The sequence below is a fragment of the Flavobacterium cheniae genome, assembly GCF_004363695.1.
Taxonomy (GTDB): Bacteria; Bacteroidota; Bacteroidia; order Flavobacteriales; family Flavobacteriaceae; genus Flavobacterium; species Flavobacterium cheniae.
Window position 1 is genome coordinate 695,528 of record NZ_SNZC01000001.1, and the last position, 14,141, is coordinate 709,668.

General features: G+C 33.7%; 13 protein-coding genes. 12 read left to right on the top strand and 1 reads right to left on the bottom strand.

Annotated features, from left to right (window positions below):
- Positions 1-2: 2 nt before the first annotated feature.
- From C8D80_RS03355 to C8D80_RS03380, 6 genes are all read left to right on the top strand, one after another.
- Positions 3-1,349, top strand: coding sequence for a DEAD/DEAH box helicase (locus tag C8D80_RS03355; protein WP_133607357.1), 1,347 nt, complete (start codon positions 3-5; stop codon positions 1,347-1,349).
- A gap of 384 nt (positions 1,350-1,733) precedes the next feature.
- On the top strand, positions 1,734-2,027 hold the full coding sequence (locus C8D80_RS03360; protein WP_133607359.1) for a GIY-YIG nuclease family protein: 294 nt from the start codon (positions 1,734-1,736) through the stop codon (positions 2,025-2,027).
- A 408-nt stretch (positions 2,028-2,435) separates the two neighbouring features.
- Positions 2,436-4,361 (top strand): vWA domain-containing protein, encoded by a 1,926-nt coding sequence (locus C8D80_RS03365; RefSeq protein ID WP_133607360.1) that lies wholly within the window; start codon positions 2,436-2,438, stop codon positions 4,359-4,361.
- Positions 4,358-5,617 carry a dihydroorotase gene (locus C8D80_RS03370; protein WP_133607362.1) on the top strand — a complete coding sequence of 420 codons (1,260 nt, stop codon included), beginning with the start codon at positions 4,358-4,360 and terminating at the stop codon, positions 5,615-5,617. Before C8D80_RS03365 ends, C8D80_RS03370 begins: the two co-directional genes overlap by 4 nt.
- A 20-nt stretch (positions 5,618-5,637) precedes the next feature.
- Complete coding sequence (locus C8D80_RS03375) at positions 5,638-5,979, top strand: hypothetical protein (RefSeq protein WP_133607364.1); 342 nt, start codon at positions 5,638-5,640, stop codon at positions 5,977-5,979.
- A gap of 2 nt (positions 5,980-5,981) precedes the next feature.
- Positions 5,982-6,620, top strand: a complete 639-nt coding sequence (locus C8D80_RS03380) for an alpha/beta hydrolase (RefSeq protein WP_133607366.1) — start codon at positions 5,982-5,984, stop codon at positions 6,618-6,620.
- Between the two features lie 68 nt (positions 6,621-6,688).
- Here C8D80_RS03380 and C8D80_RS03385 read toward each other — a convergent pair whose 3' ends face one another.
- A complete protein-coding gene (locus tag C8D80_RS03385) occupies positions 6,689-7,258 on the bottom strand; it encodes a fasciclin domain-containing protein (RefSeq protein WP_133607368.1) in 570 nt (189 codons plus the stop codon).
- 148 nt (positions 7,259-7,406) lie between these two features.
- Here C8D80_RS03385 and tpx point away from each other — a divergent pair, with 148 nt between their 5' ends.
- Genes tpx through ribB form a run of 6 tightly spaced genes read left to right on the top strand, consistent with a single transcriptional unit; the run spans position 7,407 to position 14,112 of the window.
- Positions 7,407-7,904, top strand: coding sequence for a thiol peroxidase (gene tpx, locus C8D80_RS03390; protein WP_133607370.1), 498 nt, complete (start codon positions 7,407-7,409; stop codon positions 7,902-7,904).
- 1 nt (position 7,905) lies between these two features.
- On the top strand, positions 7,906-8,280 hold the full coding sequence (locus tag C8D80_RS03395) for a diacylglycerol kinase (protein ID WP_133607372.1): 375 nt from the start codon (positions 7,906-7,908) through the stop codon (positions 8,278-8,280).
- Between the two features lie 33 nt (positions 8,281-8,313).
- A complete protein-coding gene (locus tag C8D80_RS03400) occupies positions 8,314-10,839 on the top strand; it encodes a DNA translocase FtsK (RefSeq protein ID WP_133607374.1) in 2,526 nt (841 codons plus the stop codon).
- Between the two features lie 7 nt (positions 10,840-10,846).
- Entirely contained in the window at positions 10,847-11,491 is a 645-nt protein-coding gene (locus tag C8D80_RS03405; RefSeq protein ID WP_242004818.1) for a LolA family protein, read from the top strand.
- Between the two features lie 10 nt (positions 11,492-11,501).
- Positions 11,502-12,974 carry an LptF/LptG family permease gene (locus C8D80_RS03410; protein ID WP_133607378.1) on the top strand — a complete coding sequence of 491 codons (1,473 nt, stop codon included), beginning with the start codon at positions 11,502-11,504 and terminating at the stop codon, positions 12,972-12,974.
- A gap of 4 nt (positions 12,975-12,978) precedes the next feature.
- On the top strand, positions 12,979-14,112 hold the full coding sequence (gene ribB, locus C8D80_RS03415) for a 3,4-dihydroxy-2-butanone-4-phosphate synthase (RefSeq protein ID WP_133607380.1): 1,134 nt from the start codon (positions 12,979-12,981) through the stop codon (positions 14,110-14,112).
- Positions 14,113-14,141 lie beyond the last annotated feature (29 nt).

Below are 14,141 nucleotides of genomic sequence, written 5' to 3' on the forward strand. Positions count from 1 at the left end.
TTATGAAAACGTTCCAAGAATTCGATTTACCAAAATCACTACAAAAAGCATTAGACGAATTAGGTTTTGTTCACGCTACGCCTATTCAAGAAAAATCGCATTCTGTAATTCTTTCAGGAAGAGACATGATGGGAATTGCACAAACAGGAACTGGAAAAACCTTTGCCTATCTACTACCTATTCTAAAACAATGGAAATTTCAAAATAACGAATCAGCAAGAATTGTTATTTTAGTTCCTACGCGTGAATTAGTAGTACAAGTTGTAGAAGAAGTTGAAAAATTGACCAAATACATGAGTGTGCGAACACTTGGTATTTATGGTGGAGTTAACATCAATACGCAACGAAAAGCATTAGCACAAGGCGTTGATATTTTAGTAGGAACGCCAGGTCGTGTGATGGATTTAGGTCTTGACGGAGTTTTACGTTTCGATGAATTACAAAAATTAGTCATTGACGAATTTGACGAAATCTTAAACTTAGGATTCCGTGCCCAACTGACTTCGATTTTATCGATGATGCGTGGCAAAAAACAAAACATCTTATTTTCGGCAACTATGACCGATGAAGTAGATGCGATGCTAGATGAATACTTCGAATTTCCTGAAGAAGTTTCTTTGGCACAAAGTGGAACTCCATTAGAACAAATTGAACAAATTGTATATCAAGTTCCAAATTTCCTTACGAAATTAAACATGTTGAAACACTTGGTTCGTGAAACCGAAACCATGGAACGTGTTTTAATTTTCGTAAACAACAAACGTATTGTTGATTTGGTTTTTGAAACATTAGACGAAGAATTTCCAGAGCAATTTGGTGTTATTCACTCGAATAAATCACAAAATTATCGTTTGAATACGATGGCAGCTTTTCAAGCGGGCGAATTAAGAGGTTTGGTTACGACCGATATTATGGCGCGTGGTTTGGATATTTCTGATATTACACACGTAATCAATTTACAATTTACCGAAGAGCCAGAAAAATACATGCACCGTATTGGTAGAACGGGTCGTGCTGATAAAACAGGTATTGCAATCAGTTTGGTTTCACCAAGTGAAGTTGAAAGTAAAATTGAGGTAGAATTATTAATGAATACCGAAATTAAAGAATTTCCACTTCCAGAAGATTTAAAAATCGAAGAACGCTATTTAGACTTCGAAAAGGAAAAGAAAAAAATGAAATTCTTGTTGAAAACACCTAAAAAAGAAGGTGGAGAAGCCTTTCACAAGAAAAAAGATAAAAATGCCAAAGTAAACCTTGGTGGTCCAGGAAAACGTAAACCACGTAAAACCGAATCAAGAAATAGAAACATCGAACGTAAAAGAGACGAGAAGAGAAAGAAGAAATAATTCTTATAACTACGCATAACATTACCGTCACTTCGAGTGATTTTTAAAAGTAAAAATGCTAATTTTTACTTTTAAAAATTGTATCGAGAACTATAAAAATCGATATAACACCTCCGTCACTTCGAGTGATTTTAGATTTTAAAATCCATTTTTTTTTGAAATCTTAAATTGTATCGAGAACTATAAAAACGTTCTAACACTGCCGTCACTTCGAGTGATTTTAGAATATAAAAGCCTAAGATTTTATATTCTAAAATTGTATCAAGAACTATAGAAACGATATAAACCATTCGTCACTTCGAGTGATTTTAGATTTAAAAACGTTAGTTTTTGAAATCTAAAATCGTATCGAGAACAACTGAAAACTTTTTCTATTTTTGTCTCATGCAAATCTCATACGTCTACATACTAAAATGCGCTGATGATTCCTACTACACAGGAGTAACCAGCAATTTAAATCAACGTATGTACCAACATGATTCCGCATACTTTCCAGATTGCTATACCGCTTCAAGAAGACCAGTAGAATTAGTCTTTTATGCAGAATTTACTAATATAGGATTCGCAATTGACAAAGAGAAACAAATTAAAAAATGGTCAAGAGCTAAAAAAGAAGCTTTAATAAATGGTGACTTCGATGAACTTCCAAATCTTGCGAAGAAAAGATTTGACAAATAAACATTTTCATTAGTTCTCGATACATTTTTTACAAAATAGCTAAGGCAATTTTATAAAAAACACTCGAAATGACAAAGGTGGAATTATAAATTCAAAAGAAACTTAGCTAAAACAACCAATAAAATAAGAACTCAAGAAACGGAACAACATTACCGTCACTTCGAGTGATTTTGAAAAGAAAAAATGCTAATTTTTGCTTTTTAAAATTGTATCGAGAACTTTAAAAACGATATAACGCCACCGTCACTTCGAGTGATTTTAGATTTTAAAAACACTAGTTTTTGAAATCTAAAATTGTATCGAGAACTATAGAAACGATTTAATTCCATTAGTTCTCGAAACATTTTCTGAAATCTAAAATCTAAAATCTAAATTGAATTTCGTACTTTTGACAAATTCTAATAATAAATGCAGTTCAAACATCCAGAAATTCTATACTTCCTTTTTCTGTTGGTGATACCAATTTTGGTGCATTTATTTCAATTACGTCGTTTTAAAAAAGAATATTTTACTAACGTAAAGCTTCTGAAAGAACTTCAAATTCAAACCCGAAAAAGTTCTAAAATCAAGAAATGGTTGTTGTTAGCTACTCGCCTATTGTTATTGGCTTGTTTAATTTTAGCTTTTGCCCAACCTTTTTTTGACGCCAAAGACACGACAAACAAAGGCAACGAATTAATTATCTTATTAGACAATTCGTTTTCGATGCAAGCTAAAGGTGCAAAAGGCGAATTACTAAAGCGAAGCATTCAAGATTTATTAGAAGAGCTACCTGAAAACCAACAATTCTCATTACTTACCAATTCCGAAGTGTTTTGGGACACGGATGTCAAATCCATTCAAAAAGAATTACAGAATTTAGACTATTCAGCGATGCCGTTTCAATTGGATTATTTGATTAATCAAGTCGAAACCAAAAAGAAAAACACCAAAAAAGACTACGTTATCATTACCGATGCGATTCAATCGGAAAGTAAAAAAGCCTTGGATTTAGCAGAAAATAATGTGGTATATATCATCCAACCCGAAGCACAAAACAAAACTAATATCAGCATTGACAAGGTAGCAATTTCACAAGTTTTAGATCAATTTTATGAATTGAAAATCACGCTTCAAGCTTTTGGAGAAACGGAGAATGAAGTGCCACTTTCTGTTTTCAGTAACAATAAAGCCATTGCCAAAACCATCGCAAAGTTTGAAACGCCAAAAACAGAAATTGCAATCACCATTCCAAAAAACGATTTTCACGGAAACATAAGCATCGAAGACAATAGTTTAAGCTACGATAACGATTACTATTTAAGCATTTCAAAACCTGAAAAAGCAAATGTAATCGCCATTGGAAATTCTGATAAGAACAACTTTTTAAGTCGCATTTTTACAGCTGATGAGTTCAATTTCAAAAGCACGGAATTAGCAACTTTAGATTACAATCAAATTGAAAATCAAGATGCAATTGTATTAAATGAATTAGAAGATTTGCCGGTTGCTTTAGGAACTACATTGAAATCATTTTATGAAAAAGGCGGCAATATAGTTTTGATTCCGAATGCAAAAAATTCACCTTCTTTATTGAATGCTTTCGTAAAAAACTTTGGTGGATTGAGTTATTCTGAACTATCAACATCTGGAAAACAAATCACGAAAATCAACTTTAATCATCCATTATACCAAACGGTTTTTGAGAAAAAAGTGACTAATTTTCAATATCCAAATATAAAAGAAAGTTTTACTTTATCAGGAATTACGAACATTTTACAATACGAAGACAATTCCGTTTTTGTAGGTTCAACTACGAATCGATTGGGAACGTTTTACGCTTTTTCGGCACCGATAAACAAACAAAATAGTAACTTCCAGAATGCACCTTTAATTGTTCCAACATTCTACAACATGGGACAAAATCAAGGAAAAACGGGAATTAACGCATACACCATTGGAGAAAACGAAAACCTAATTTTAGAAACAATTTTAGCAAAAGACGAAGTGGTTTCAGTTCAAAAAGAAGGCTATAGTTTCATTCCGATGCAACAAATATTGAATACCAAATGCAAATTATCCTTTGGTGATTACCCAGAAGAAGCAGGAAATTTTGATGTGTTAAAAGCGAACAATTCGCTAAAGAAAATCAGTTTTAACTTTCCAAGAACGGAAAGTGATTTAACGCAAATTTCGACTGCCAATTTTGAGAATTTCACTAAAGTAGACAACATATCCACCGTTCTAAACGACATTGCTTCCGAACGCACAAGCAATGAAATTTGGAAATGGTTTATCATCGCAACACTACTATTTTTAATAACAGAACTACTAATCCAAAAATTTGTAAAATGACGCAAGTTATTCTAAAACAAGCCAAAATCATCGACGCTTCAAGTCCGTTTCACAACCAAGTGATGGACATCAAAATTGAAAACGGAACGATAACACAAATAGAAAAAGAAATTGCAACTACTTCAGGTTTTGAAGTGGTGAATGTTCCTAATTTACACGTTTCTCAAGGTTGGATGGACAGCTCGGTTTCTTTTGGAGAACCAGGCTATGAAGACCGCGAAACCATAGAAAACGGCTTGAAAGTCGCTGCTAAAAGTGGATTTACTGCAGTAGCTTTACAACCTAACTCAAATCCAACTATCGATAATCAAGCGCAAGTGCGATTTGTATTAGACAGAGCTAAAAACCAAGCGACAACTTTATACCCAATTGGTGCTTTAACGAAAGGTAGCGAAGGAACGGATTTAGCGGAATTATTCGACATGAAAAACGCTGGAGCAATCGCTTTTGGTGATTATAAGAAAGCGTTACAAAATGCCAATCTTCAAAAAATTGCCTTACAATACGTGCAAGATTTCGACGGAATGGTAATCGCTTTTTGCCAAGACAGCACTTTAAAAGGAATTGGAATTGCAAATGAAGGTGAGGTAAGTACAAAATTAGGTATGAAAGGAATCCCAGCTTTAGCCGAAGAATTACAAGTCGCTCGTAACTTATTTTTATTAGAATACACTGGCGGAAAATTACACATTCCAACAATTTCTACTCAAGGAAGTATTAAATTAATCAAAGAAGCTAAAGCAAAAGGCTTGAACGTTACTTGTAGCGTTGCCGTTCATAATTTAGTTTTAAACGATGAAATTTTAATGGGATTTGATTCGCGATACAAAGTATTACCTCCATTACGAGAAGAAGCTACAAGAAAAGCTTTAGTGGAAGCTGTTTTAGAGGGAACAATCGATTGTATTACTTCAGACCATAATCCTTTAGATATTGAACTTAAGAAATTAGAATTTGATTTAGCCAAAGACGGAACCATCGGATTAGAGAGTGCTTTTGGTGCTTTACTAACGATTTTACCACTTGAAGTAATAGTTAATAAATTAACAGCCAACAAACTGGTTTTCAATATTGATAACCCATCAATAAAAAACGGAAGTAAAGCTGATATTTCACTATTCACTACAGAAGAAAATTGGATATTTGGAAAAGAAAACATCCTATCAAAATCTAAAAACACAGCTTTCTTAGGCCAAAAAATGAAAGGAAAAGTTATTGGAATTTATAATAATGGACAATTAATAATGAACAATTAATAATTGATAATTTTAAAATTATGAATGAAGTAGAGCAAGGGAAAAGCGATATCGAACAAGGAAAAATTACAGCTATTACTAGTTATATTTTAATTATTGGAGTGTTAATTGCACTTTCAATGAATGCTGAAACAAAAAATAAATTTGCATCGTTTCACATCAAGCAAGCAGTAGGATTAAATCTTACTTTTATTTCAATTGGATTACTAATTTCTAACTTTAGTAATACACAAATTTATGTTTCTTTTTGGGTGTTTTTTACTGTATTATGGGTTTTCGGAATTTTATCCGCTATTAAAGGTGAAATAAAACCAATTCCTTTAGTTGGAAATCTATATCAAAAATTATTTAAAAGCTTCTAGAAATGAATTTACACTATTTAGTACAAGAACCAAAAACAATAAAAGACCAAAATCCGCTTTTAATATTATTACACGGTTATGGTAGCAACGAAGAAGATTTATTTTCTTTCGCTCCCGAATTACCAGACGATAGTTATGTAATATCAGTTCGTGCGCCTTATGATTTACAACCTTACGGACATGCTTGGTATGCCATTCATTTTGATGCAGATGAAAACAAGTTTTCTGATAACGTACAAGCCAAACAATCGGTTGAAATCATAGCGAGTTTTATTGACGAAATCGTAAAACAATATCCAATCGATACTAAAAATGTAACTTTAATTGGTTTCAGTCAAGGTGCGATTTTAAGTTATGCTACTGCCCTAACCTATCCTGAAAAAATAACGAAAGTTGTGGCCTTAAGCGGCTATTTCAATCAAGAAATCCTTCCAGAAGTTATCGATACCAAAGCTATTTCACATTTGAAATTTTTCGTTTCGCATGGTTCGGTTGACCAAGTAATTCCAGTAGACTGGGCAAGAAAAGCTAAACCAGCTTTAGAAAATTTAGGGTTGGAAGTGGAATACCAAGAATACCCTATTGGACATGGGGTTTCTCCAAAAAACTTCTACGATTTTAAGAATTGGTTACAACGATAAAATAAAAAAGCTCTGAACTAACAATTCAGAGCTTTTCGTTTAACAAACTAAACTAAACATTTTAAGCATTATGATTTAGGCGTTACCACTGTATCTACTACATGAATTACACCATTTTTTTGATTTACATCAGCAATAGTTACTTTGGCACTGTTTCCGTTTTCATCAGTAATATATAAGTCTTTACCTTTCATCCAAGCTGTTAACGTACCACCGCTAACTGTTTTTAAAGTTGCTTTTCCATTTCCTTTTTTAATAACAGCATCAATATCTTTTGCATTCATTTTTCCAGCTACTACATGGTAGGTCAAAATCGTTTGCAATAATTTTAAATTCTCTGGTTTCAATAAGGTTTCAACAGTTCCAGCAGGTAATTTAGCAAACGCGGCATTTGTTGGGGCAAAAACGGTGAATGGTCCTTCTGACATTAATACATCTACTAATCCAGCAGCTTTTACAGCAGCAACTAATGTAGTGTGGTCTTTAGAATTAACCGCATTCTCTACAATGTTTTTACTTGGATACATAGGAGCTCCTCCTACTTCTACTGTTCTTTCTTTCATCTGAGCAAAAGACGATGTTCCAACTAATAATCCGAAAGCTACAATAGCAGTAGCAAAAATTTTGTTCGTTTTCATATTATAATTTTTAAGTTTTATAATGGCATTTACGCTGAAAATAAAATCTTGGTTTTAAAAAACTAAAAAAAAATAATCTTAAGCAAAGTATAAGTTCAACTTTAACCAATTATTCTTTACTTTTGTTATTCAAAAAAAATTAAAAGCTATGGCATCAATTACATTAGGAGGAAATCCAATTCACACAAATGGCGAATTGCCAGCAGTAGGTTCAAAAGCTACTGACTTTAATATGGTAAAAACAGATTTAGGCACAGCTACTTTAGCTGATTTTGCTGGATCGAAAGTAGTTTTAAACATTTTTCCAAGTATTGATACGGGAACTTGTGCAGCTTCTGTTAGAAAATTCAATGAAAAAGCAAGCGCTTTAGCAAATACTAAAGTATTATGTATTTCGAGAGATTTGCCTTTTGCTCAAAAACGTTTTTGTGGTGCAGAAGGATTAGAAAACGTAATCAATTTATCTGATTTTAAAGAAGGAAGTTTTGGAAAAAACTACGGTTTAGAAATAACTGATGGACCTTTAGCTGGTTTACATTCACGTGTGGTAATCGTTTTAGATGAAAACGGAACTATTCTTCACACAGAACAAGTAAAAGAAATTGCTGACGAGCCAAATTACGACGCTGCTTTAGCGGTACTATAATATGAAATTCGAAAAAGACGAAACCCTTTTTACAGGCCGATTAAAAAGTATGAAATTTGCTTTAAAGGGAGCAATAAAATTAATTACAACAGAACATAGTGTCATGGTACAGTCTTCATTGGCTGTACTTATGACATTTGCTGGATTTTACTTTGGAATCAACCGTTACGAATGGATGATGCAAATTCTGGTTTTTGGATTGGTATTAGGAATTGAAGGTTTAAACACAGCAGTTGAAAAAATTGCCGATTTTATTCATCCAGATTATCACGAACGCATCGGTTTTATTAAAGATATCGCAGCTGGAGCTGTATTTTTTGCAGCCTTAACTGCCATAACAATCGGATGTATTATTTATTTTCCGTATTTGTTTTAATTTAGCTACTTTTGTAAAAATTGTTCCGTTTACATGGCCAAAAAAACTAGCAAAGACACCGTTAATTCTCCTACCGAAACCAAAGAAAAATTCTCTTGGCGATTAAGTCGTCAGCAGAAGTTTATTTTAGGTATTTCGCTTATTTTCTTTTCATTAGCCTTATTACTTTCTTTTATTTCTTATTTCATTACAGGAAATAACGATCAAGATTTAGTAACCGAATTAACGAATAGAAACGCTAAAGCCGAAAACTGGTTGGGCAAATTTGGCGCTTTCTTAGCCGACTTCTTCCTTTATAAAGGATTTGGAGTTGCCTCATTTATCTTTGTTAGAATCTTATTTTTAGTGGGAGCTTACCTAGTTTTAGATATGGCTTTAGCTAAATTAAAGAAAAGCTTCTTTTGGGATTTTTATCTCATCATTTTTATATCCATAATCTTAGGTTTTTTCTGGGAATACATTCCGCAATTAGGAGGAACGGTTGGATTTGAAATGAACCTTTTCATTCAAGATTACATTGGAAAAACAGGAACATTATTAGTGTTGCTTTTTGGTATCCTGATTTTCTTAGTATTTAAAATCAAAATGTCGCCTGAAAGCTTTACTAAAGTTTTTGAAAAACCGCAAACAGCTTTCAATGAAGATATTGCTGCAGAAAGCACAATAGCACCAGTAGCAGTAGACACTACAGAAGACAATAATGAAGAAGAAGAAATCAATACCGATTTACCAATAACAACTCCTTCAAACTCAAAAGACGATTTTATCTTAACAGAAGACGAAGAAGAAATGGGTAATTTCGAATTGAAAACTTATCCTTCCTCTTTCGAAATAGATAAAGAAGCTTTAAAACCAACAATTGCTTCTGCATCGGAACTAAATTTAGATCCAAAACCAAAAGTTGAAACTCCAGAAGTAACTAATTTTTCTATCGAAGACCGAAGCATTCCCAAAGAAGATTTCGTAAACGAAGACGCTTTTGTAATTGAAAAAATTGAAGAAGAAGTTTTAGTAGAAGAAAATCTTGCCGCTAAATTGGTTCAGGATTTTGGTTTATTTGACCCAACATTAGAATTATCACATTATCAATTCCCACCAATTGACTTACTAAAAGAATATTCTTCTGGCGGTATTACCATCAATCAAGCGGAATTAGAAGAAAATAAAAACAAAATTGTTGATACGTTAAAGAATTACAGCATCGGTATTTCGCAAATTAAAGCTACTGTAGGACCTACGGTTACTTTATACGAAATTGTGCCAGAAGCTGGTATTCGTATCTCCAAAATCAAAAACTTAGAAGACGATATTGCGTTGTCGTTAGCGGCATTAGGAATCCGTATTATTGCGCCTATTCCAGGAAAAGGAACCATTGGTATTGAAGTACCTAATAACAACCCAACTATGGTTTCTATGAAGAGTGTTATCTCTTCACCAAAATTTCAAACCGCTGAAATGGAATTACCTATTGCTTTAGGGAAAACCATTTCAAATGAAACATTTGTAGTAGACTTAGCCAAAATGCCTCACTTATTGATGGCAGGTGCTACGGGACAAGGTAAATCAGTAGGTTTAAATGCCGTGTTGACTTCCCTACTCTACAAAAAACATCCAGCCGAAGTGAAATTCGTTTTGGTTGACCCGAAAAAGGTAGAATTAACCCTTTTCAATAAAATTGAACGTCATTATTTAGCCAAACTGCCTGATGGTGGTGACGCTATTATCACCGATAACACCAAGGTAATTAACACCTTAAACTCACTATGTATTGAAATGGACAACCGTTATTCTTTATTAAAAGATGCGATGGTTAGAAATATCAAAGAATACAACGAGAAATTCAGAAACCGTAAATTAAATCCAGAAAACGGACACCGCTTTTTACCATACATTGTATTAGTAGTAGACGAGTTCGCCGATTTAATTATGACAGCTGGTAAAGAAGTTGAAACGCCTATTGCTCGTTTAGCGCAGTTAGCACGTGCCATTGGTATTCACTTAATTATTGCTACGCAACGTCCGTCGGTAAACGTAATTACGGGGATGATTAAAGCCAACTTCCCAGCGCGTATTGCGTTTAGAGTAACTTCTAAAATTGATTCCAGAACCATTTTAGATTCAGGTGGTGCTGACCAGTTAATCGGACGAGGGGATTTATTATATACACAAGGTAACGAAATCGTCAGAGTACAATGTGCTTTTGTAGACACACCAGAGGTGGATAAAATTTGTGATTTCATTGGTTCACAAAAAGCATATCCTGAAGCCTACCTGCTTCCAGAGTATGTGGGTGAGGAAAGTGGCATAAAACTTGATATAGACATATCCGAAAGAGATTCTTTGTTTAGAGATGCTGCCGAAGTGATTGTCACTGCACAACAAGGAAGTGCCTCTTTAATTCAAAGAAAATTGAAATTAGGCTACAACAGAGCCGGTCGTTTAATCGACCAATTAGAAGCGGCAGGTATTGTAGGTCCTTTTGAAGGAAGTAAAGCCCGTTCCGTTTTAATTCCTGATTTAGTTGCTCTGGAACACTTTTTAAATAATGAACAAAATTAACATCAAAATGAAACGTTTTTTACAAGTTGCAATCGCATTACTAATTGGTTTTTCCCTTCAGGCTCAAGATGCTAAAAAAGCAAAAGAGTTATTAGATGAAGTGTCTGCCAAAGTAAAATCGTATAATAATATTGTAATAGATTTTAAATACTCTTTAAATAATCCTAAAGAAAACATCAATCAAGAAAGCAAAGGAAATGTTGCCCTTCAAGGCAATTTATATAACCTTAACTTTATGGGAGTGACTAAGATTTTCGACGGAAAAAAAGTATACACTGTTGTTCCTGAAGATGAAGAAATTACGGTAGCTAACTTTGATCCTAAAGACGAAAATGCGATTACTCCAAACAAGATGTTGACTTTCTTTAATACAGGTTACAAATACGCTTGGGATATTCCTCAAAATCTAAAAGGAAGAAAAATTCAATACATAAAATTAACCCCAAACAGTAGCAAAGATCAACGCAAAGAAATCTTAGTAGGTATTGATGTACAAACGAAACACATCTACACCGTGATTGAAGTGGGCAAAAATGGAACAAAAACTACTTTAACTGTTAATTCTTTTAAAACAAATCAGCCTTTATCGAAAAATCATTTTACCTTTACAAAATCAAAATATCCTAATTATTACATCAATAAATTAGACTAATTTCGTTCGGGTGAAAATATTAGATAAATACATTATTAAATCTTTCATGATTACATTTACTTCGGTATTTGTAATCTTGTTTTTTATATTCGTTTTACAAGGAATTTGGCTTTTCATTGCCGAACTAGCAGGAAAAGATTTGGACTTTTTTACCATTCTTAAATTTCTATCTTTCTATGCTCCTACTATTGTTCCGTTAGTATTACCGCTTTCGGTTTTATTAGCTTCCATCATGACCTTTGGTAGTTTTGCCGAAAACTATGAATTTGCAGCTATGAAATCTTCCGGAATTTCGTTACAACGCGCTATGAAAATGCTAACGATTACAATTGGAATCTTAGCTATCGTATCCTTCTTTTTTGCGAATAACGTTATTCCAGATGCGCAATACAAATTCATCAATCTTAGAAAAACAATTGTTCAGCAAAAACCCGCTATGGCTATTGCCGAAGGACAGTTTAACACCATTGGAACATCCAACATCAAAGTCGATAAAAAATCAGGCGATAATGGCGAGTTCCTAGAAGGCGTTACTATGCACGTTAAAAACAGTAACATGGGTTTAGGTGCAAATACCATCATAAAAGCAAAAAGAGGTGTCTTAACCAGCGAAGACGATTCTAATTATTTACAATTAGAATTATACGATGGATACTATTATGAAGACATTCATCCAAAAGACTTTGAAGAACGCAAACGTTTACCATTTGCAAAAAGTAGTTTTGAAAAATATGTAATCAATATCGATTTAACCAAATTAAATCAAGCAGAAATAGACGATGGAAATGTTACTTCTGAAAAAATGCTTACCGTTCCTGAATTAAAAATTACTTTAGATTCGTTACAAAAAAGCTATAACAAAGATGTTATTTCCTATGCTGATAATGTGGTAATGCGAAGTGATAATATTTTTAGAAAAAATAATCCAACAACAACTATTGCAACTTCTCCAAAAGAATCTATTGCAAAAGCAGAGCCTAAAAAAGATATTTTATCCATTTTTAATGCTACCGAGCGCAAGCAAATTTTGGAAATGGCAAAAAGCAATGTTACTAGTACCGAGTTTAGTATTCAATCTAACAAATTGGATTTAGAAAATAAATCGAAAAACATCAACAATCACTGGTTGGCTATTCATGAAAAATTCGTGATTGCTTATTCTTGTTTATTAATGTTTTTCATTGGAGCACCTCTAGGAGCTATTATCCGAAAAGGAGGATTAGGTTTACCAATTGTATTTGCAGTTTTAATTTTCATAACCTTCCATTTCATTAATACATTCGGAAGAAAAGTAGCACAACAAGATGAAATTCCTCCTTTCTTAGGAGCTTGGATGGCATCCATATTAATGACACCATTTGCCATTATGCTAACGTATCGTGCTACAAACGATATTGGTATCATGATTAATTTTGATTGGATAACCGACCCGTTTAAAAAACTTTTTAATAAAATAACACAAAATAACGACGACAACAACTAACACCATGTCAAAGAACATACAACTAAACACGATTGAAGAAGCTATTGAAGACATCCGTCAAGGAAAAGTAATCATAGTAGTAGATGATGAAGACAGAGAAAACGAAGGTGACTTCTTAGCCGCTGCCGAAAAAGTAACACCTGAAATGATTAACTTCATGGCAACTCACGGTAGAGGTCTTATTTGTGCCCCTTTAACCGAATCGCGTTGTAAAGAATTAGACTTACATACAATGGTACGCAATAATACCGACCATATGGAAACGGCTTTTACAGTATCAGTAGATTTAAAAGGGAACGGAGTAACGACAGGAATTTCCGCTGCCGATAGAGCAAAAACCATTCAAGCCTTAATAGACCCTGAAACAAAACCATTCGATTTAGCACGTCCTGGACATATATTTCCATTAATTGCAAAACAAGGTGGCGTATTAAGAAGAACTGGTCACACAGAAGCTGCAATTGACTTTGCACGTTTAGCAGGATTTAAACCAGCAGGTGTTATTGTAGAAATCATGAACGAAGACGGAACCATGGCGCGTTTACCTGAATTGGTAAAAGTAGCTAAGAAATTCGACTTAAAATTGGTTTCAATTGAAGCTTTAGTGGCTTACAGAATGCAACACGATAGTTTAATTCAAAAGAAAGAAGACTTCGATATTCAAACCCGTTTTGGAACGTTCAGAATGCGTGCGTATTTACAAACTACCAACAAACAAGTACACATTGCTTTAACAAAAGGAACTTGGAATGCTGGAGAATCGGTTTTAACACGTATCAACACAACCCAAGTAAACAATGATATTTTAGGCACACTTACCGATAACAACGATAAGAAACTAGACGATATTTTCCGTAAAATTAACGAAGTAGAAAAAGGCGCAATCATCTTCATTAACCAAGAAGTAAAATCCTTAGAATTATTAGATCGTATTGCCGAATTAAAAGTATTACAATCTCAAGGCGAAATGCGTGCCCCACAAATTAAAATGGACACCAAAGATTTCGGAATCGGAGCACAAATCCTCCACGACCTAGACATCACCAAAATCGAATTACTATCCAATAGCACCGCTCCTACCAAACGCGTAGGAATGATAGGCTACGGCTTAGAAATCACCGATTATGTAAATTATTAATATAAAAAAACGCTCAAGACAACTTGGGC